The 21,619-nt window shown below is 43.4% G+C and carries 18 protein-coding genes; 8 read left to right on the top strand and 10 right to left on the bottom strand.

Annotated elements, in window-relative coordinates:
- Positions 1-151 precede the first annotated feature (151 nt).
- Positions 152-634 (top strand): SRPBCC family protein, encoded by a 483-nt coding sequence (locus tag V144x_RS06025; RefSeq protein WP_144982862.1) that lies wholly within the window; start codon positions 152-154, stop codon positions 632-634.
- A gap of 1,202 nt (positions 635-1,836) precedes the next feature.
- Here the strand turns inward: V144x_RS06025 and V144x_RS06020 are convergent.
- The 3 genes from V144x_RS06020 to V144x_RS06010 are packed head-to-tail and all read right to left on the bottom strand — an operon-like array spanning position 1,837 to position 4,073.
- Positions 1,837-2,841: a D-2-hydroxyacid dehydrogenase gene (locus tag V144x_RS06020; RefSeq protein WP_197998777.1), complete on the bottom strand. Its 1,005-nt coding sequence runs from the start codon at positions 2,839-2,841 to the stop codon at positions 1,837-1,839.
- Positions 2,842-2,862: 21 nt separating this feature from the next.
- The gene (locus V144x_RS06015) at positions 2,863-3,669 is read right to left on the bottom strand and encodes a biotin--[acetyl-CoA-carboxylase] ligase (protein WP_144982859.1); all 807 of its coding nucleotides are present in this window, start codon (positions 3,667-3,669) and stop codon (positions 2,863-2,865) included.
- A 32-nt stretch (positions 3,670-3,701) separates the two neighbouring features.
- Positions 3,702-4,073, bottom strand: a complete 372-nt coding sequence (locus V144x_RS06010) for an STAS domain-containing protein (protein ID WP_144982856.1) — start codon at positions 4,071-4,073, stop codon at positions 3,702-3,704.
- 505 nt (positions 4,074-4,578) lie between these two features.
- Here V144x_RS06010 and V144x_RS06005 point away from each other — a divergent pair.
- Together V144x_RS06005 and V144x_RS06000 are read left to right on the top strand one after the other, a co-directional pair.
- Complete coding sequence (locus tag V144x_RS06005) at positions 4,579-5,169, top strand: DUF2062 domain-containing protein (RefSeq protein ID WP_144982853.1); 591 nt, start codon at positions 4,579-4,581, stop codon at positions 5,167-5,169.
- Between the two features lie 80 nt (positions 5,170-5,249).
- Entirely contained in the window at positions 5,250-6,212 is a 963-nt protein-coding gene (locus V144x_RS06000) for a carbohydrate kinase family protein (protein ID WP_144982850.1), read from the top strand.
- 24 nt (positions 6,213-6,236) lie between these two features.
- Here the strand turns inward: V144x_RS06000 and V144x_RS05995 are convergent, their stop codons facing one another.
- The 5 genes from V144x_RS05995 to V144x_RS05975 form a co-directional block, all read right to left on the bottom strand.
- Positions 6,237-6,920 carry an SGNH/GDSL hydrolase family protein gene (locus V144x_RS05995; RefSeq protein ID WP_232102731.1) on the bottom strand — a complete coding sequence of 228 codons (684 nt, stop codon included), beginning with the start codon at positions 6,918-6,920 and terminating at the stop codon, positions 6,237-6,239.
- A 68-nt stretch (positions 6,921-6,988) separates the two neighbouring features.
- Positions 6,989-7,876: a dihydropteroate synthase gene (gene folP, locus V144x_RS05990; RefSeq protein WP_232102730.1), complete on the bottom strand. Its 888-nt coding sequence runs from the start codon at positions 7,874-7,876 to the stop codon at positions 6,989-6,991.
- 494 nt (positions 7,877-8,370) lie between these two features.
- The gene (locus V144x_RS05985; protein ID WP_144982847.1) at positions 8,371-8,724 is read right to left on the bottom strand and encodes a hypothetical protein; all 354 of its coding nucleotides are present in this window, start codon (positions 8,722-8,724) and stop codon (positions 8,371-8,373) included.
- Positions 8,725-8,980: 256 nt separating this feature from the next.
- Positions 8,981-9,331, bottom strand: a complete 351-nt coding sequence (locus V144x_RS05980) for a hypothetical protein (RefSeq protein WP_144982845.1) — start codon at positions 9,329-9,331, stop codon at positions 8,981-8,983.
- Positions 9,332-9,612: 281 nt separating this feature from the next.
- Positions 9,613-11,019, bottom strand: coding sequence for an HD domain-containing protein (locus V144x_RS05975; RefSeq protein ID WP_144982842.1), 1,407 nt, complete (start codon positions 11,017-11,019; stop codon positions 9,613-9,615).
- Positions 11,020-11,109: 90 nt separating this feature from the next.
- On the opposite strand from V144x_RS05975, the gene V144x_RS05970 reads away from it, so the two are divergent.
- Together V144x_RS05970 and V144x_RS05965 are read left to right on the top strand one after the other, a co-directional pair.
- Positions 11,110-12,921, top strand: a complete 1,812-nt coding sequence (locus V144x_RS05970; protein WP_144982839.1) for a TrkH family potassium uptake protein — start codon at positions 11,110-11,112, stop codon at positions 12,919-12,921.
- Positions 12,922-12,992: 71 nt separating this feature from the next.
- On the top strand, positions 12,993-13,682 hold the full coding sequence (locus V144x_RS05965) for a potassium channel family protein (protein ID WP_144982836.1): 690 nt from the start codon (positions 12,993-12,995) through the stop codon (positions 13,680-13,682).
- A gap of 89 nt (positions 13,683-13,771) precedes the next feature.
- On the opposite strand, the gene glpK is transcribed toward V144x_RS05965, so the two are convergent.
- Together glpK and V144x_RS05955 are read right to left on the bottom strand one after the other, a co-directional pair.
- Positions 13,772-15,259 carry a glycerol kinase GlpK gene (gene glpK, locus V144x_RS05960; RefSeq protein ID WP_144982833.1) on the bottom strand — a complete coding sequence of 496 codons (1,488 nt, stop codon included), beginning with the start codon at positions 15,257-15,259 and terminating at the stop codon, positions 13,772-13,774.
- Positions 15,260-15,503: 244 nt separating this feature from the next.
- Positions 15,504-16,862 (bottom strand): ammonium transporter, encoded by a 1,359-nt coding sequence (locus tag V144x_RS05955; RefSeq protein WP_144982830.1) that lies wholly within the window; start codon positions 16,860-16,862, stop codon positions 15,504-15,506.
- Between the two features lie 705 nt (positions 16,863-17,567).
- Between V144x_RS05955 and groL (V144x_RS05950) the strand changes: the two genes are divergently transcribed.
- From groL (V144x_RS05950) to groL (V144x_RS05940), 3 genes are all read left to right on the top strand, one after another.
- Positions 17,568-19,286 carry a chaperonin GroEL gene (gene groL, locus V144x_RS05950; protein ID WP_144982827.1) on the top strand — a complete coding sequence of 573 codons (1,719 nt, stop codon included), beginning with the start codon at positions 17,568-17,570 and terminating at the stop codon, positions 19,284-19,286.
- A gap of 141 nt (positions 19,287-19,427) precedes the next feature.
- Positions 19,428-19,718, top strand: a complete 291-nt coding sequence (locus V144x_RS05945; RefSeq protein ID WP_144982823.1) for a co-chaperone GroES — start codon at positions 19,428-19,430, stop codon at positions 19,716-19,718.
- Positions 19,719-19,869: 151 nt separating this feature from the next.
- Positions 19,870-21,489: a chaperonin GroEL gene (gene groL, locus V144x_RS05940; RefSeq protein ID WP_144982820.1), complete on the top strand. Its 1,620-nt coding sequence runs from the start codon at positions 19,870-19,872 to the stop codon at positions 21,487-21,489.
- The last annotated feature ends 130 nt before the right edge of the window (positions 21,490-21,619 follow it).

Here is a 21,619-nt window from a genome sequence, read left to right as displayed (position 1 = left end):
TTAAACAAGAAAAGCCTTCTATAAATCTCCATAGTTAGAGACGTAGAATTGTCAATAAGAGAATTTTCGATTTACTAGTTCTTCTCTCATTATTTGTAGAACTTCGGCTCTTAATCCAAATATTTGTTCAATAATTAAGCTGAGAATTCATATGCTCACAATCAGCAAATCAGATTCACGAATCTATAGACTGCAATCGGAAATATTAATTCCTTTCCCACTCTCAGTCGTTTTTGATTTTTTTGCGAAAGCGGAAAATTTGGAGGTCATTACACCTCCATTTTTAAACTTTCAAATTCTGACACCCAAGCCGATCGAGATGCATCAGGGGACGCTAATAGATTACGAGATCAGCCTTCATCGAATTCCCCTGAGTTGGAAAACGGAAATTACAGACTGGGAACCACCTCATCGATTTGTTGACAATCAAATTAAAGGGCCATATCGCTTATGGCGTCATGAACACACGTTTCAAGAGCAAGAGAAGGGGACGCTCGTGATCGATAAAGTAGACTACTCGGTTTATGGTGGCCCATTAATAAACTGGCTGTTCGTCAGACGAGACCTAGAACGTATTTTTCGTTACAGACACGAACGATTAAAAGAATTTACTGCAGAGGGAATTAAGAGCTGAGACAGTCATTCATTATGTGAAAAAACAGATCAGATCCAAGTGATTTGTTTGGCTTGAATTGATCCAATGACAAGGATTAGTCAATTCGAATTATTTTCCGAAGCTCAAGATTTAAGATTTCAATACTTCCCTGAAAATGCCCCCGCCTCAAAAAGATTGGTATATGCTTTCAGTGAACCCTGACGTTAAGTAACAATTCAATAATCACTTAAGTCAATTCTAGATTCATCGTATCAACGTGATAAATTACTTTTCCTACAATTGACCATAAATATATTGACATATTTGTGCAGCTCTGTAGACTGTAATTAATCGAATGTATATTAATGAACTATTGTATTAATTTCACCTACATATCAAAGCAGAAGTACCTATAAGTATTCAAAAAGATACTCATTTATTTGTTTTTCATTGAACTTAATTCGCTGAATATACGTCTAAAAATACATCTTACCTATTTAAGACTGTGGGCTACTTCTCAATCCCAAAAACAGACCTCGTTTTGAGCTCAACAAACTCTCCGAGTAAGACGTATTTTTGAAAAGGAAAGTTCATACAAATCTAAAGAAAATCAGCTTCTCACCGAAATAAAGAGAAAACCTAAGTGTTTTCTTTAGGCACTAAACTGTTCTACCAACTTATTCGACAAGTTTATTTGTGATGAATTTTGCATATGCCCAACCGAAGTTGAAACTGGTTGAGCTTAGCTTGTCGAAAATCCATTTTGAAATAAGAAAGCGTAATCAATTTTAATTGATTTTTAAGTATTGAAAGACAACTGAAAAACGGCACTACATTAACAGTTTGCTTCAAGATACGACTGTAGATTAAAAAGGAATAAAATAATGTGGGTTGTTACTCATTTGCGAAAAGATAGATCATCAGACTGCTTCGAGGTGATTGGCTCGTATGGGCCTATATATGACATTGATCTGGCTCATCAAATACAGACCAAATTGGCAGATGAGAGTGAAAATCTCGAGGATAAATATGTACTTACCCCTCTCAATGAAGTTCTTGACATGTTTTTCAATGAATGTAACTGAAACGATCGGCTGACAGGAGATCAGATAGAATATTATTCGGATATCGACATCTTGCTTCAACTTCACTCCCCGCTTCCTTTGCAGGAGTTCCATCACAGACAGGATTGAAGTCTGAGTTGATCCTGGAGAACGAATCTTTGAAAGCGGACATAAATGTTAGAACCATTGACGTTTATCAGCTGGTGTAATGAAAGGCTTTCCAACAAGAAAGCAACGCAGATTTTCTAACAATGTTTCCAGGTGTCGTTCTGGTACGCGAGTTGAAGCAGCCGCGATGTGGGGTGTAATCATCACATTTTCCATGCTCCACAAAGGGTGCTCTTTCGGTAAAGGTTCGATTTCAAATACGTCCAAACCAGCACCAGCAATTTCGCTGTTTTGTAATGCAGTTGTTAAATCCTGCAGATCGACGATGGCTCCACGACCAATATTGATCAGGTATCCTGTCGATTTCATTTGTTGGAACTGTTTTGTTCGAAACATTTTTTCGGTCTGAGGAGTATGCGGGGCAGCGATCACGACAAAATCACTGACGGCTAATAAATCCTCTAAGCGATTAACCTCCCAAACTTCATCGATTACTCCAGGAACTTCTTTTGTACAAGGATCGACGGCGTACACTGTCATACCGAATGCAGCAGCACGCCTGCAAATTTCACTGCCGATACTACCTGCTCCAACGACTCCCATCGAACAATCTGACAAATGTAAATGACTTCGGTCGACTTCACTCTCCTGACCTGGCCCCGTCACAAAATCGGGTTTACCCGCTTGGCCGCCAATAGGCTGCCAATGAGATTTTGTCTGTTGCCTGATATAGAGATGCAAATTCCGAGCAAAGCAAATTACAAACCCGAGTACATGATCGGCAATGACATCGTAAAATAGACCGCGCATGTTGGTAAGCTGGCATGGATGTTCTACCAGTTCTGGAAAGACATAATGCTCTAAGCTTGCCGTCGGGGTCTGCACCCACTTTAAATTCTCTGCCACTGCCAGCAATTGTGGAGTTATTTTTCCAAAGAATGCCTCTGCCGTTTTTATTTCTTGTAATGCTTCGGAAATCTCTTTTGCATTACAAATAGATAACTCATCAGAAATTTTTTGTATTCTTGAGATTCTTTCAGAATCGATTTCGGGATAAATTAATAACTTTGTCATATCAATCAATGAGTATTAGCTTCAAAAATGTTCTATGGTGCCGCTGATAATTCTTTCGATTCCTTCAGTAGTTTTCAGAATCAAAAAACCCTCGTTATCGATTTCAAGGCACACCCCGTCTTTGGTAATTGAACCTGTTGTCACACGAATTTTCCTGCCGTTTAATAAACAATAACGACGCCATTCACTCATAAATTCCTTATTTCTATTTGCGACATCATACAACCGATTCTCAATTCCATTGATCAGATCAATCAGAGTAGTCGCCATTGAGTATCGCTGATGGGTCACCTCGTACAGGGATGTTCCCATTGATTGTAAGTCTTCAGTAGCTGAATGAAATGAGTTATTCAGATTCAGTCCCACCCCTATGACAACCAGCCCTGGTTGATCGGCTACGGTTTCTACCAGAATTCCACATACTTTTTGCTGCTGCAAATAAACATCATTTGGCCATTTCAAAGCCAGTTTAAATTCAGAAAGATATTTTTTAAGTGTTTCGCAAACCGCTAAGCCTGTTGCTAATGCAATCAGTGGTTGCCGCTCGATTGAAATCTGAATTTGCCCAACATCGACAACCAGAGAAAAGGCCAATGCCCCTTCAGGTGACCACCAGGAATTACTACCTCGGCCGCGGCCTGCAGTTTGCTTACCAGTCAAAACCAAACTTGGTAAAGTCATTTTACTTGATGAATTTGACTTTTCAGGAGAGCAGAGTGTATTTAGCGCCCACGTATTAGTCGATGATAGACTTTCAAAATAGTCTAGATGCTCAATGAACGTTTCCGTCTGGATTGCTTTTAAATCATCAGCAGTAAACGGCAACATTCCAAGCTCAATTCAAGCGAAGAGATCAAAGATTATGAATTTTCAGTCAAAGCAGTGATGGCTGCTTCTCTTGAATCATACAAAGGCCAGAGTGTTCCAATTTTAATACACTTCAAGATATTTTGCATATTTTCACATGCATTACAGAAAACGGCTTGTCCCCCGCTTTGCTTCGCGCGCTGCAATAGACGAATAATAGCCCCAATAATAATGGAATCCAGATACTCAACATAAGTCAGATCAATGATGACATTTCTCACTTCAGGAGCATCTAGCATGCGTAGAACCTTATTCGATTCAATCTGAACGTTACTGTATTGAAATTGTAGAGTCGAACCTTGAGGGACTACGATCAGATTTTGTTCAACCTGTTCCACCTCAAAAATATCCAATTTTTCTATCATCGATCAATCCCAGTATGAAACGAATTCAAGGATCTCCAAGAAGTTACCAATGTATTAATTTACTATGAAGAATAAACGAAATGTTTTACAGAGCATAACTAACCTTTATTCAAATTTCAGTCTTGGATTCGAAACTCTCAAAAAAATCGAAACGATTATTCTAAAATGTACAGTCTGTACCTTATTACGGCTATATAAGGCAGCAAACACTTTCTCAATCCCCATCTTCAAATGTGTTATTTCAGTTGCCTAATGTGAAATATCTTAACTAGAATGGGAGTTTGCTGGAGAAAATTAGATTTTGTTCCATTGAATCTGGTTGTAATACCTATAATCAGGCGTATTCAAAGAGTTTTCTGATTTCGAATTATCGCTTCAAACCGATAATTCCATAAATCTGAAGAATTTTACTAGGAACCAGCCGATAAATTTATCGAAACCATCGATAAACTCATATGGACAGCCTCTAGCTAAACTTACCTGAATCAGCCCGTTGAAAAGCCGTATGTCAGCTTCAAATTTATCCTGGAAAAGTAGTCCACGAAGACTATTACGTTCAATTTTAATGTTGGACGATACTGCGCATTCCATTGCCCTAGGCACAGCTATAGGCATGTTTATCGCGCTCACGCCTACTGTTGGCATTCAGATGTTGATGGTGATTTGCTTTGCTTTTGTGACACGACCTTTATTTCGATTTAATCAAATTGCCTCGTTGATCACAGTGTATATTTCCAATCCGCTAACAATGATACCAATCTATTGGTTTGATTATAAAGTAGGCACGTACTACGTCGGTGGGTCGATGAATCAGAAAGAGTTCGCCAAAATTTTCGAATTCGAAGGCTTCAGCGGATGGTGGGAGACGGTCAAACAGCTCATTCTGGAAGTTGGCTCTCCACTCATCATTGGATCATTAATCGTAGCCACGTTTTGTGCTTTGGTGACCTATCCCATTATGCTCAGGTTAGTCATGCACTTTCAAAAAATGAGACCCACAGCCACACAGGATGAATCTGAGACTCAAACTGTAATACCACATAAGCCTGTCGATTCAGACCAGACTACAAAATCTGTCCACATCCATTCCAGTTAAGCGTTGAACTCAATCTTAACTCTCTCATAATAGTCAATCGATGATTCATCTGATTTTATTGAGATTTTAAGGGACAGCAAATGTCATCTACAAAGTATGACTGCTTATGCGCGGGGATCATTGTTGCAGACCATATCTGTAAAGCCATTGATCATATGCCGAAACCGGGAGAGTTAGTGCTTACAGGTGAGATGGAGCTGGCTATCGGCGGCTGTGCCTCAAATGTGGCAGCTGATTTGGCCAGACTTGAAAGACAAGTCGCTATCGCCGGAATTGTCGGTCAGGACGTTTTTGGGCGTTATGTCGAAGAAAGCTTGATCCAATCTGGCGTCCACTGTGATTACCTCTTGAAATCAGATCAGCTCCCCACCAGTGGTTCTTTTGTTATCAATGTTCAGGGGGAGGATCGTCGATTCATTCATTCGGTTGCCGCCAATTCCTTGTTTACAGGAACAACGGTCACACCAGATCAAATACAATCGAGTCGGATTCTCTATTTGGGTGGATATTGCCTTTCAGAGGAATTATCCCCTGAAAATGTGTCAAATATGTTCCATATCGCCAAAGAAGCCGGCGTGACGACCGTGCTGGATGTTGTCACTCCCAAACAAGACGACTACTGGAAAATGCTGAAACCGGTTCTGCCTCTCAGTGACTATTTTCTGCCCAACAATGATGAAGGAGAGTTGATAACAGGAAAATCAGACCCGATTGAACAAGCGCGCGAATTTAAGGCGGCAGGAGCTAACACGGTCATCATTACCTGTGGGAGTGAAGGCAGCATCTTGATGAGTGAGAACAAGACGATTCAATCTGAAATTTATCCTGTGAATCTGGTAGATGGCACTGGGAGCGGCGACGCGTTTGTCGCAGGGTTCATCCACGGCTTACTGGAAGAAGGAAGTCCGGAAGAATGTCTCCAGTTTGGCTCTGCATTAGGACATAGTTGTGTTCGTGCGACTGGCGCCACTGCCGGTATTTTTACCCGAAATGAATTGAATCAGTTTGTCAGTTCTCATGAGTTACCAATTGAGACCGTCTGATTTTCGACAAATTCCTATCGATTTTTATTGACATAAATAAGGCTTAACGACTTTCGTCCAGACCAGGTATCCTTCGTGATTTAAGTGCAAACCATCTGATTTGAACAATTCAGGACGCGGTTTACAATCAGCTCCTAACATCGGGTTCCAGACATCGGCATAATCCAGAAAATTATGATTTGCACATCGCTGGCAAATCAGTTGATTCGCTTTCATAATCGTATCAGCCAGTTCCCAACGTCGAAGACTTGGTTTGATAGCAATAAAAACGATTCGCGTTTTGGGAAGCCGTTTATGGATTACTTCTGTAAATTTCTGGAAATCGCCAGCCACTTCCTCCGCCGTCCGATCACGTGAAAGATCGTTGTCACCTGCATATAAAAAAATCAACCGCGGTTCGTGATTCAAAATGATGCGATCGGCAAAATGAGTTGAATCGACGATTTCGGATCCACCAAATCCTCGATTAATGGCTTTTTGACTGGGAAAGTATTTTTCTAAGTCCCAAAGCCGAATACTTGAACTGCCGACAAACAAGACCCCCTGCTTTTGAACTCCCTGCTTTTGATCCTTCAATTCAAACTCTGAAATTGATCGTTCCCACCTCTTAAAATCATGTTCGGATTTCTCATCGGCCCAACTATCTATTGAAAAGTGAAAGAACAAAACCATTATGATCATACGCGGAATAATGACTCTTGTTTTCATTGCGTTCCTCATCACTAAAATGCCAGAAAGATTTTTGTTTTCTGAATTCCTGAAATTAAATAATGAAATCATGGAACTCGCTGAGAAATTGCATCCCAGGCCGACAAAGCATCACGATTAGCGGCCACATCGTGAATACGTAGGATATCAACAGATTGTTCTGCTAAAGCGAGTGAAACTCCAATCGTACCTGCTAGACGTTCTTCAACCGATCGATTAAGTAATTTCGACAAAAAGCGTTTACGAGAATGGCCAATAAGGACAGGAAAACCCAGTTCTTTAAAATCTCGAATGTTCGACAAAATGTCTAAATTATGCTCAGCATTCTTCCCAAACCCCAGACCAGGATCAAGTACAATCCGATCCTGTTCAATTCCAGCCTCAAGCAATATTTGCAGACGTTCACCAAACCATGCTTTGATATCAGTTACTACATTCTGATATTCAGGATTTTTTTGCATGGTTTGTGGAGTTCCTTGAATATGCATACAAATCAAGCCAGCCCGGGTTTCTAAAGCGAGAGGGATCATATCCTGATCAAAAGTAAAACCCGAAATATCATTTATGATGGTGGCTCCCGCCTGGATTGCCTGCCTGGCTACCTCTGCTTTTGTTGTATCTATGGAAATGGGAACCTGAGTTTGTGCTGATAACGCTTTAATGGCTGGAATCACTCTTCTTAATTCTTCATCTAAAGAAACTGACTCCGCCCCAGGACGAGTGGACTCTCCACCAACATCTAAAATATCAGCCCCCTCTTGAACAAGCTGCAACCCTTTTTTGACAGCAGAGTCAAGTTCAATCGCCTCTCCTCCATCTGAAAAACTATCTGGAGTGACATTCAGAATTCCCATGAGTAGTGGTAACCGACTGAAAGGTATCGATTTTGAACCACACTTCCAGACTGGCAGAGAACCTGTTTTTTCGGTTGAGCTTTCGAGAGGTGGTGAATTCACTCAATAATCCATCAAATCAATAGCAGTGTTGATAAGGTTTAAGCTTCATTATACCTACTTTTACTGCCCATTCATCACTCTTGCAAGCCGGAAGCAAACGAGACCGCACTTATCAGGTTGAATCCGACATCATAATTTTTTGAGCAATCAAAACCAGTCTATTGTTTTATGATTCTGCTTGAAAACGTCAGGTCTCGCTCAGATTCTGTTTGGAGGAAAACGCTCAATCATCACTATATTCGGTATTAAACAGCCAAAAAGAGTTACTTCAGGAAATTGAGGATTTTTAGAGAAACTTAACTTTTTGTATTGTCTTTACTTTGACAACGTAATTCGTTCTGGTATTGTAATCAGCGTATTTGCTGTAACCGGCAAATCTTACCAAACTAGAAAAACAGACCTGTTTTCTCTAAGTACGTAGGCTTAGAGACATCGCTGAAGAATGAGCAAGTGGCTTTTTTCAGCGAAGTGGAACCACTTTTAATTAAAGAATCTCAGGAGTACACCATGATTCGAAAAGCTGTCACACTCTCAATGATTGCTGCATTGACTTTGTTCGCTGCATCTTTCAGCACATCAAACACAGAAGCTGGGTTACTAAACCGCTGCTGTAAGCCAGAACGCGTTCGTTGCTGTAAACCACGACGTGAACGCTGCTGTAAGCCAGAACGCGTTCGTTGCTGTCGACCACAGCGCGTTCGTTGCTGTAAGCCAGAACGCGTTCGTTGCTGTCGTCCACAACGCGTTCGTTGCTGCAAGCCAGCTCCAGTATGCTGCCCAGCTCCAGCACCAACATGCTGTGCACCAGCACCAAAGTGTTGCCCAGCTCCAGCACCAAAGTGCTGCAACGCTTCACCTTGCTCAAGCTGCGAAGGTTCAGCTGCACCTGCTAGCCCTGCTCCAAAAGCAGAAAACGCACCAGCTCCTCCAAAGAAAGCTCCAGCTCCCGCTCCTAAAAAAGCGTAAGCTCAGCTGATTCTGACGGGTAACGCTTTTTGTGTGACAGCCGTCAGGAGCTATAACAAACTTAAACAGCCTCTATTGACTCGAGCAATAGAGGCTGTTTTATTTTTCCAAGGGACGCCAACAGACTCAATAGAGTAGTTATGCCGACTTTGCATAGGTAAGATCTGAATCGGGGCTCTCAGGATTACTTGCACTAGTAATCAGTTTCTCCAGCCTGGGAAGCATTTTTTCTCCCAAACGAGTCACTTGATAATACACTCCCGAATCTCGCCCGGAAAGCTGGAATTTTAGTAAATCGAAGGCAATCAGCTTACCATGAATACGGGGGAGTCGCTCCAAAACAACTCCTTCTACTTTATTCTGGCGACCAATCCAACCATCAAACTCAGGGTTTTGTTCCTTAGCCTGACGTTGTAACTGGCTGTAATGGTTCAGTACAAGACACCACTCGGGATTTTCCATCATCTGTTCTAATTCTAAGTCGATCATATTTGTTCTATCGACTTTGGCTTAAAATCAGTCGCGTTGATTTTCCTCTGTCGACACGACCGACATAACAGGACTTTAGTCTGGCCCACTTAGGGAGAAAAACAGCAAAAACCCCTCAAGATTCTCAATTCCAACGAAATGTCATTTCGTGAACTCAGCTCGATTCTTGTTCAGCTCTATCAAGGCTCACAATGTTTTCATTGGAGGACAACTCACGGAGGCAAAAGTCTTGTGCAGGTCGGTGAATTTGTAGCGGATGAAGCGATTATTTAAAACGGGCATTACATGTTAGTCTTGGAATCAGAGACCTCACCTAATGCAGCATTCATGGCGTTGGTAATCTCAAAATCGTGTTGATGGTCCTGAGTATAAACTCTGAATATCAGAAAGCTCACCGGCAACGCCCTAAATAATTCATCATCGTTAAGCTCCTGTGTTTCCTCGGTGCCCGGATCAAGGAGGAAATTTTGGCCTCCTGCAGGTAATCTCCCACTAGGACGATGATAATGCTTGGCGACATCAATTCTTAGTGGAATCTGATTTAACTCCGCAGGCAGTTTGGCACGTACCCGCTTTTCGACCAGATCAGGCTCAGAATAAATTGAGGTATGGACGGCCGTTCCGGAATGAAAATTGATCGATCGTTCACAGGCCATCTTCCACTCGACATTTCGTGAAAGAATCCCCTGCCAACGTTTACCTAAACTTTGAACATCCGGATCAGAACTTTTCTGAAACCTGCCAACGTCGACAAGAAAAGATGATTCTGTAAATCCCAAGTACTCATCCAACTTTTCAAGAGGATTTCCATGGAACAGGTGCTCCATTGTTTCAGGGAAAATCTCTTCCAAAGCGATGTCGACTGCGCGAACAGTGCGATGATAATAAATCGTCCTGAAAAGGTTGGCTCGGGTTTCAATAAAATTGACTAACGCAGGTAACCCACGACCATGAATAGTTAAACCCTCTGACGTAAAAAAACTATAGTGTACCAATCGTGATACATCGACTGCCCGCGTGTTATACCCCGACATATAAGCATCGCGTAAAACGAAGTCCATATTATCGACAGTATAAATTCCGCTGAACATTGCCCGCAGTTTGCAAAGCCAATCTGGATTTCCATCTTCGCTTTCAGAATCTCCAGCGGGTCGCCGAATGAGCCAACCGATCTGTTTAGGATCCAATTCTTCAAGAGGATTTAAGCGCCCATTGGGATTTCTACGAATTCCTCGAATCAAATCACCCAATTCGTTTTCAATGATATAGGCACCGATGTCTTCATGGGTCAGCTCAAACTGATCCAGGTAATGATCGTCAAAAAAATGTCCGAAGGGGCCATGACCGACATCATGTAATAAAGCAGCCAGTCGAACCAGACTTTCGACATAGGGCAACGAAGGAACATTCCTGCATGCGCTATTCAGAGAATCATACCAGGCATTTATTGTAACAGAAGCCAGATGCATCGCTCCCAATACATGCTGAAACCGCATATGCTCTGCAGACGGGAAGACCCACCACGCCGTTTGTAGTTGATGAATGTGCCTGAGCCTTTGAACCCAGGGATGATCTATAATTTCCTGTTCTGAGACTTCATCATCAGGAATTCCTGTTTTAGAAGTAAAGGGAATATATCCATGAATCGGATCATGAGTCAAACTTTCGGAAATAAAATCGCGTACCATTTTCTCACAGTTTCAATTGCATTATAGTGCTACAAGTGCTCTGAACATGTTTTCATAATTTTGAATTTTGTTGCAGATTAAAAAATCCTAATGGCATTGTCACATCTTCCAAGTCGCTTTCAATATCAAACCCATCATCCGCGGCGCTGCCGTGTATTGCGACGAATAGAAATCTTTGCGCTAATCATCGCGGTGATCGCCCTTGTTATTCTACATGGCTTACTGAAGATTACCACTATAGTACATTGGGAACTAGGTGGCACTATTGTTCTCGCAATGCTGTATTTTGGATTCAGCCTCTCACTACGCTATTTTTGGTATATCTCAAAAAAAGAGTTTATTAAGCGAAATCTGATCTACCTGTTGATTTCCGGCTTTTGGTTACTCACTAGTCTGGCGATTCTCATTTTTCACAATTTGATCCCTAACCAACTGGAATTGATTTTAGATGTTTCAGAATTTTGCATTATCCTCAGGAGCCTCTATGAAACGATCATATTAATTCGTCGTGTTTCATCCCGAGGTTGGAATCCAGCGTTAATCGTTGCCGCTTCGTTTCTCATCCTGATTGCCATTGGAACCACCCTCCTGATGTTTCCTTCAGCCCGAGTTCAGGACCTTACTGACAAAGATTCGGAAACGGCCCCTTTTCTGGTTGCCTTATTTACATCCACCAGTGCCAGTTGTGTCACAGGACTCACTATTGTTCCCACGGGCTCCTACTGGAGCAGAACCGGACATACCATTATCATGTTTCTCTTTCAAATTGGTGGTTTAGGTATCTTAACATTCGGTGCCTTTTTTGCAGCCGCTTTTGGACGCACGATGCAAATTCGTGAGAGTGTCACATTCAGCGAGATGCTGGAATCGCATCAAAGAGGAGATGTCAGACGATTAGTATTGGCAATTTTGGGAATTACGATTTTTACGGAACTGACAGGCGCATTTTTCCTGTCAGGTCTTTGGCCTGAACTTCCCTGGGGAGATCGTATTTACCATAGTCTTTTTCATTCGATCAGTGGCTATTGTAATGCTGGTTTCAGTTTGATGGATGACAATCTACTCAACATGGGACACCACTGGCAAGTTTGGGGGGTAATGCCAATATTAATCATCATTGGTGGTTTAGGCTTTGCTGTTAACTATAACTTTATGCTTTATGGAATCACTCATTTCTCAAACTTTTCAGTACGAAAACCACTGTTTAATCACCCCACTCAAAAAGTAAGGCTTACAATTTCTTCACGACTCGTTTTCATAACAACCATCTTCTTACTGGCAGGTGGGACTATCGGAATCTACCTGCTTGAATCAATCCATATGCAAAAAGAAGTTTCTTCTGGAGAATTGCTCAACTCAGCATGGTTCCAGTCTGTTTCTTTCAGAACGGCTGGTTTTAACACAGTAGACTTAGGAGAATTACAGCCGCAGTCTAAACTGTTTGCAGTATTACTCATGTTTATTGGTGCCTCTCCCGGATCAACTGGTGGAGGAGTCAAAACCGTTGTCTTTGCACTGGCCCTACTCTCAGTCTGGTCTCTTCTCAAGGGTAGGGATCGTGTAGAAATCATGGGCCGAACAATACCCAGCGCTTTAATTAACCGATCTTTAACGATCATCTCACTGGGCATTCTGGTTCTGATGTCGTCAACACTGTTAGTCGTTTTATTTGAAAACAGACAAGACATTTTTCTGAACCACCTGTTTGAAACGACCAGCGCCTTCGCTACTGTTGGTGTTTCCACGGGGATTACCGCTGATTTGACGACGCCCTCACATTGGGTCATCATCTTTACGATGTTTATTGGAAGAGTTGGTCCTCTGACAGCGTTGATAGCCCTGACAAATCGTGGTCCCTCATATCGATATAGCTATCCTGAAGAAAGTGTGAATTTAGGTTAATCCACCCTTAGACAAAGATCCGTATATATTGAAGCAATCACACACTAATACTCGGTGGGAGAAATGATCTTGTGATAAAAGTAGCAGTAATTGGATTAGGACGATTCGGAATAGAACTGGCCAAACGACTGGGAAACAGTGGTGTGGAAGTCATCGCCATAGATCATTCTGATAAACTGGTCAATGAAGTAAAAGACGATGTCGCCATCGCAGTCCGTCTCAATGCAACAGATGAATTAGCTTTAAAGAGCCAGGAGATTGACAAAGTCGATGCCTGCGTGATTTCGATTGGTGAAAACTTTGAGGCTGCATTACTCATCACAGTGATCGTCAAAAAAATGGGAGTTCCCAAGATCATTTGCCGTGCACAGTCTAAATTTCATGCTGAAATTTTTTCTCAAATCGGCGCGACAGAAGTCATTCAACCCGAAGTGCAAGCGGGAACTCACCTCGCTCGGTTATTAGCCAATCCTCACCTGGAAGATTATCTCCAGGTCGGTGATGGGTATACCATGATTGAGCTTTTAACTCCGAATGAATTTGTGGGTAAAAACCTGGTCGAACTTTCGATGCGATCTAAATACTCGGTCAATGTAGTTGCAATCCGGAAACGTAATTCTGAAGAAGTCGAACAAAAAATAGGCAAAATGTATACAACCGACTGTGTGCCTCACCCCGACTATCAAATACAGGAATCTGATATTTTATTAATTATTGGTACCGACCAAAATCTGGCAAGACTCCCTACGAGCAATACCTAAGTTAGATCTGGCGATTTCTGTTTTATCTAACTAGCGGGAAAAAACGAGATCGTATTCCAGTCTCAAAAAAGTAACATCGAGAGCAGAATTTACACCCAATCCTTCGAGCGTTCAATCGCTTTTTGCCACCGCTGATACAGATGGTCTCGCCTGCTTGCTTCCATGGATGGCTGATATTCTGCATCAAGTGCCCAGTTGTTAGTGACTTCTGCCTGATCCTGCCAAAATCCAACTGCGAGTCCAGACAGGTAGGCGGCACCTAAAGCCGTTGTTTCATGTACAACCGGACGTTGAACGGGTACGTCCAGCATGTCTGCCTGAAACTGCATTAATAAACTGTTAGCGGCTGCTCCTCCATCGACCTTAAGACTTTTCAGTTTAATGTTTGAGTCTTGTTCCATCGCGTGTAAGACATCACAGCTTTGATATGCTAAAGATTCCAAAACAGCGCGGGCAACATGTTCTTTCGTCGATCCGCGTGTTAAACCTATAAGAGTCCCACGTGCATCTTGATTCCAATACGGGGCGCCTAAGCCAACAAAAGCCGGGACAAAAAAGACATCGCCGGAATCTTCGACTTGTGACGCTAACGCTTCTACTTCAGGCGCTGTCTTAATTATCTGTAACCCATCTCGTAACCACTGAATGGCCGCTCCGGCAATAAAAACAGAGCCTTCCAGACAATAAGTGACTTTTCCATTGATGCTCCAACCAATGGTGGTTAATAAACCTGCATCAGAGAGCACAGGCTGTTCGCCGGTATTCATCAGCATGAAACAGCCTGTCCCATAAGTGTTCTTCGCTGAGCCCGATTCAAAGCAGCCCTGACCAAACGTCGCCGCCTGTTGATCACCGGCGATCCCGGCAATTTTGATCGGTGCCCCAAACAGCTCGGAAGCAGTCTCTCCATAAACTTCGCTGGAGCTTTTCACTTCAGGCAACATACAACGGGGGATATCAAAGACATCCAGCAATTCATTATCCCATTCATGAGTGTGAATATTGTATAACAGTGTCCGGCTGGCATTGCTTGGATCGGTAACATGCACCTTTCCCCCGGTCAGTCGCCATATCAGAAATGTATCGATTGTACCCATGAGAATTTTACCGGCTCTGGCTTGATCTCTCAGTCCACTGATTTCATTCAATAGATATTCGATTTTACTTCCGGAAAAGTAGGCATCGAGAACAAGTCCCGTTTTCTCACGAAATAATTTTTCGTAACCTTCTGCTTTGAGTTGATCGCATCGTCCTGCTGTCAGACGGCTCTGCCAGACAATGGCGTTTGAGACAGGCTTGCCCGTGTCACGGTCCCAAAGCACTATTGTTTCTCGCTGATTCGTAATACCTATCGCAGCGATTTCAGACAAATCAGCACCAGATTGTCGAATGACTTTTTGAGCAGTTGCCAATTGTGAATCCCAAATCGCTTCCGGATTATGCTCTACCAATCCGGGAGAGGGGAAAATCTGCTCAAACTCTTGCTGTGCAGTCGCTTCGATTTGCCCTTGATGGTTAAATAATATGGATCGGCTTGATGTCGTTCCCTGATCGAGGGCCAAAACGTACTTTGCCATCTGATTGCTCCTTGGGCTGAATGCAGGCTCATTGAATGATCGTTACTACAAGAGTTACTACTCACAGTAAGTAAGCGGAGCAAAGTTCTCAAGGAATTCTTCCGATTTCTTTGTCGAAGCGCTTCTCAAAGCGCATAAAAAAACTGATGGCGAGAGAAGTCATTTCTCAAGCCATCAGTCAGTCACACTTAATGGTACCTCCTGCAAAGCACCAGTGTTTCTGCCGTCCTTTCAGATTTATAGCTTAGTGGTAAGCCTGCATTCCGTGCTCTGATAAGTCCAGACCCTTCAATTCGTCTTCTTCGGATACACGTAATTGTCCGATGACTTTCAAGATTAAGAAGAGAACGAGCATTGTGAAAAATGCATAGACGGGAATTACAATTGATCCCAGGATTTGCACACCCAGATCGTAATCACCAAAGATACCTGTGGCGACTCCCCCCCAGATGCCACACAGACCATGCACGGGAAACGCACCGACGGGGTCGTCAATTCTCAATTTTTCCAAAGCAAGAATACCACCAACCACTAACACTCCTGCAATGCCGCCTATGGCAATCGCCTCTACATTGGTCACACTATCACAGTTGGCTGTAATTCCAACTAATCCTGCTAAGACTCCATTCAAAGCCATGGAAATATCGGGTTTGCCATACATGAGCCAGCCAAGGATCATCGCCGCGACACCACCTGTGGCTGCAGCGAGCGTTGTATTTGTTGCGATCAACATTACAGCGTTGGTGTTATCAGTACCCGCAAATGCCAATTGGCTACCAGGGTTAAATCCGTACCAACCGACCCAGAGAATAAATACACCCAACGTGGCTTGAGCAATGTTATGACCGGGAATAGGAGAGGATTTCCCATCCTTGAAACGACCAATTCTTGGTCCTAATACAAGTGCTCCAGCTAAACCGGCAAATCCACCGACTGCATGTACTACAATTGAACCGGCGAAATCATAAAAGCCTTTCGCATCTAACCATCCACCGCCCCATTTCCAGTATCCACTAATCGGATAAATAATCCCTGTGAGCACGATACTATAGATGAGGTATGAGCTGAATTTCATACGACCAGCGACAGCCCCCGAGACGATCGTAGCTGCAGTTGCCGCAAAGGCTACCTGGAATAGGAAATCGACTTGAGGATGCAAGACGCCAGGTCCAGCATCTCCTGCCTCACCGATACCAAATTGCCCAAAGCCGAAGTATCCATTCCCATTGTCACCCGGATACATTAATCCATATCCGATGGCGTAATAAATAAGAACACCGGCACACACATCCATGAGATTCTTAAAGAGAATATTGATTGTATTTTTAGAAGAGTTAAATCCGGATTCGACCATCGCGAAGCCAGACTGCATGAAGAGCACCAGAACCGCACACAAGAACAACATACTGTTGTCGAGAGCGTAATAGATCTCAGATAATGACAGGGCGGGGGCTTCTTCCGTTTCCTCTACTGATTCCTCAGTAACTTCGACTGCTGGTGTTTCAGTCGACTCAGCTTCATCAAACGCCATCGTCGGTTGTGTGAATGCTAACACTACGACAAGGCTAGACAATAAGCCCGTGAGCGCATTTTTCCAATTCATTTTTGTTGCAAACCTTTCCCGGAGTCTAAATCAATCGCTGTTTCGCTTGCTGTCTTAAGAATTAATAAATTTGATCTAGGCCCCTAATTACCAATCACTGATTTGAGCACTTTTTGGTTTTTAAGCTAAAAAGCAAACAGTGTGCCTCATTGCATATTCCGGAAGGCGCTACTCGCTATATCATCCTTTTCTAAAAAGACTTAAAGCGTTACATAATAAATTAATATTTCCTGAAACTTGATTTTTCGGGGACTTGCCATGCATTCTGATCAGGCACCGAGCCTCTTAAGTGCCCGCTTATTGAGCAGGCCAATCTGATAGATAGGAATGGCTCCAGAAAGATCGATTTTTGATACCCGCTTTTTGACAAAAAGGCGACAGTCTCATCGAAGCTGCAATCTGAATGGAACTGATAATGAAATGCTGCCAACTTGGCAGTCAATTGCTCCTTCTTGAATCATCTACTCTTTGCAATCCCTTATATTACAGACTCTTACGCCCCCTAAATTCAATTGGCATGATGATTGCATTTAGGGGTTCGCATGGTCGGGGTCCAGGAATGATCCTGCCAACTTTGTTATGTAACACCTAACGTACTCACACGCTAATCTGCATGGGATTAGCACATAGGTTTAGAATTCTTGTGTGAGATATCGTGATCATGGGCAAATTTATTGGCCATTTATTGCTGGTTGAGGAGAGACTGTGGCAAAACTTTTAAGCTTTGACGAAGAGGCCAGAAAGAGTTTATTGGCAGGCGTCACCAAATTATCGCAGGCAGTGAGCAGTACGCTTGGTCCGCGAGGACGTAACGCTGTCTTAGACAAAGGCTGGGGAACCCCCAAGGTGACCAAAGATGGTGTCACTGTAGCGGAAGACATCGAACTGGAAGACCCATTTGAAAATATGGGAGTTCAGTTGGTAAAAGAGGCTGCATCAAAAACAAATGATGTCGCCGGCGATGGCACTACAACGGCCACCGTTTTGGCAGAAGCCATCTACCGAGAAGGTCTGAAGTATATTGCTTCTGGTGCAGATCCAATGGCACTGAGTCGCGGTGTTCAGAAAGCCGTCGATGCCGTGGTTGAGCAGATTGAAAAGATTTCCAAAGAAGTAAAAGGCAAAGATAAAAAGGCAATTCAAACGGTTGCCACTATTGCGGGGAACAATGACCCGGCAATCGGAAAGATTCTGGCCGACGCATTACTGAAAGTGGGAGCTGATGGTGTCATCACTGTAGAAGAAGGGCGCAGTGTCTCAACAGAAGTTGACCTGGTAGAAGGCATGCAGTTTGAACGTGGTTTCCTTTCACCTCACTTTGTCACTGATGAAGACAATCAAACCTGCGATCTGGAACGAGTTCGTATCTTAATCTACGAAGAAAAAATCAGTTCTGCTCAAGCATTAGTACCATTGCTGGAGCAGGTTTCCAAAGATGGTTCACCACTTTTGATCATCGCAGAAGATATTGAAGGTGAAGCATTAGCAACTTTAGTTGTGAATAAGCTGCGAGGAATCCTTAAAGTCTGTGCTGTAAAAGCTCCTGGCTACGGTGATCGTCGCAAAGCTATGCTTGAAGATATTGCCGTTTTGACTGGTGGCAAAGCCATTTTCAAGGACCTTGGTATCAAACTGGAAGCTGTCGAACTGAAAGATCTTGGTCAGGCCAAGAAGGTTCATATCAACACCGACAATACAACCATAGTCAGTGGTGGTGGAAATAAAGCTGCTGTCAGTGGCCGTGCTGACCAAATTCGAGCAGAAATTGAAGTCACAGACAGCGAGTACGATCGTGAAAAACTCCAAGAACGTTTGGCAAAACTGGCTGGTGGTGTAGCACAAATTAACGTCGGTGCTGCAACCGAAACTGAAATGAAAGAGCGAAAAGACCTGATTGATGACGCACTCTCTGCAACCCGTGCTGCCATCGAAGAAGGTATTGTTCCCGGTGGTGGAATTGCATTACTACGATCTACCAAATCGCTCAATAATTTAAAATTGTCTGGTGATCAGGCTCTGGGAGTTTCTTTAGTCCAGAGAGTTCTGGAAATGCCTTTACGGGCGATTGCAGAAAACGCAGGTCTAGATGGCTCCGTTGTCTCGAACCGCGTGAAAAAAGATAAAAGTAATTCCTTTGGGTATGACGCATTGAATGATCGTTATGGCGATATGTTCGACTTTGGTGTGGTTGATCCAGCAAAAGTAGTACGCTCTTCATTACAGAATGCAGCCAGTGTTGCTACCTTGCTCATGACAACAGATTCCATCGTTGTTGAAGAACCCAAAGAAGAAGAAGACGATCACCACCATGACGACCACCACGACATGGGTGGAATGGGAGGCATGGGCGGTATGGGTGGCGGAATGCCAGGAATGGGAGGCATGCCCGGAATGGGTGGTATGCCAGGCATGGGAGGCTTCTAGTACCGTTCGTAATCTGTTACGAAATAACCATTGGGCCTATGCTCAATTTTCTTTGTAAAACTCAAAGTGACTTTTATCCGGGAACTGATCCTGGATTCATAAATACAACTAGATCAATTGGAATAATCGGGAGTTAACACAATGGAACTGAATCCCCTTGATGACCGTCTCGTCATTGAACCAAATGTTGCGGAAGAAACCACTGCCGGTGGAATTGTTCTGCCTGATACCGCTCAGGAAAAACCACAAAGCGGTACTGTTGTCGCCGTTGGTCCAGGACGACTTCTTGAAAGCGGTGAACGTTGCCCCGTTGCCGTTGAAATAGGAGACGAGGTACTCTACGGCAAGTATGGTGGAACTGATATCGAAGTGAGCGGAAAAGAAGTCAAGATTTTACGTGAAAGCGATATTCTTGCCAAAATCATGAAATAAGGAACGTACATTTCTCGGAATCTCAGGCAGATATTCACTACAACGATTGCTGTCTATCCTGGAAATCTAATTCAAATCACATAATTACGCAGGGGAGAACGGAGCAATCCGATCACATGTTCGTTCCTGTTAAACAGAGGAGTTTATAAGCGTGGCAAAGCAACTATTGTTTGAAGATCGCGCACGTACTAAGCTTAAAAAAGGCGTGCAAACCATTAGCGACGCTGTAGCAATCACAATGGGTCCGACGGGACGCAATGTGATCATCGATAAAAGCTTTGGGAACCCTTTGGTGACCAAAGACGGTGTTACAGTCAGTAAGGAAGTCGAACTCGAAGATCCTTTCGAAAATATGGGAGCTAAACTGGTCAACGAAGTCGCCTCTAAAACCAGTGATATCGCTGGAGACGGCACAACAACCGCGACTGTTTTAGCTCGTTCCATCTATCAGGAAGGTCTGCGAGGTATCTCCCTGGGAGCGAATCCTATGATCGTTCGCCGTGGAATCGACAAAGCAGTTGAAGCTGCCGTAGAGGCAATTGAAGAGCTCGCTAAACCTGTAACGGAAAAGTCAGAAATTGCTCAGGTCGGTGCGATCTCGGCGAATAATGATTCTGTCATTGGAGACCTCATCGCTGACGCGGTAGAGAAAGTGGGCCGTGACGGTGTGATCACCGTAGAAGAAGGTAAAGGAAATGAAACCGCTCTGAACTTTGCTGATGGGATGCAATTCGATAAGGGTTACATTTCTCCTTACTTCGTCACTGACACAGAAGGCATGAAAACGATTCTTGAAGATTGCTATATTTTGATTCATGAATCAAAAATCTCCGCATTGCGAGATTTAGTTCCTCTTCTGGAAAAAGTATCTCAAACCGGCAAACCTCTACTGATTATTGCTGAAGATGTTGAAGGTGAGCCACTGACGGCATTAGTTGTCAATAAGTTGCGGGGTGTCCTCAATGTTGCTGCTGTTAAAGCCCCCGGCTTTGGCGATCGTCGTAAAGCAATGTTGGCAGATATTGCTGTACTCACCGGCGGTACTGTTATTTCGGAAGATCTCGGAATTAAACTGGAATCAGTCGAATTAAGTCAGCTGGGTCAAGCTAAGCAGATCGAAATCACGAAAGACTCATGTACCCTGATTGAAGGGGCGGGAGAGAATGAGACACTGCAGGCACGTGTTGCCCAAATTCGTGGACAACTGCAAAAAACCGATAGCGAATATGATCGTGAAAAGTTCCAGGAACGGCTTGCTAAACTAACCGGTGGCGTGGCTATTATTTCTGTCGGTGCTGCCACCGAAACTGAAATGAAGCAAACCAAAGCCCGCATGGAAGATGCATTACACGCAACTCGCGCTGCTGTCGAAGAAGGAATTCTTCCCGGTGGTGGGGTGGCACTTCTACGATCCATCGAAGCCATTGAAAATGTCAAAGGCAAAAATGGTGATGAAAAGATTGGTATCGCCATTGTGGCCCGTGCTTTAGAAGGGCCGATTCGTCAAATCGCTGAAAACTGTGGAACTGATGGTGCTGTTGTCGCTGACGAAGTGAAACAGCTCACCGGATCCAAAGGTTACAATGCTAACAGTGGCGAATATGTTGACATGTTTAAAGCAGGAATTATTGATCCAGCTAAGGTTGTGAAAAACGCCTTGAAAAACGCTGCTTCGATCGCTGGCCTGATGTTAACCACACAAGTACTTGTGACTCGAAGTGATAGTACTGAAGGCGACAAACTGGCTGATGTCGAAGGAAGTGTTCGGTAATTTCGATGTTTTGCTGAAAATCATCTCACTGATTTCAGTATTGACTTTGTGATATCAGACGGGCCGCCGTAGAATGGTGGCCCGTTTTTTCAGTTTTAGAAGAATCATTGGCTTCAGAAATTTAACCTCT

This window comes from Gimesia aquarii, assembly GCF_007748195.1.
In the GTDB taxonomy this organism is placed as follows: domain Bacteria; phylum Planctomycetota; class Planctomycetia; order Planctomycetales; family Planctomycetaceae; genus Gimesia; species Gimesia aquarii.
The sequence above is the reverse complement of the archived record's forward strand: the minus strand, read 5'-3'. Positions and strand labels throughout refer to the sequence as shown.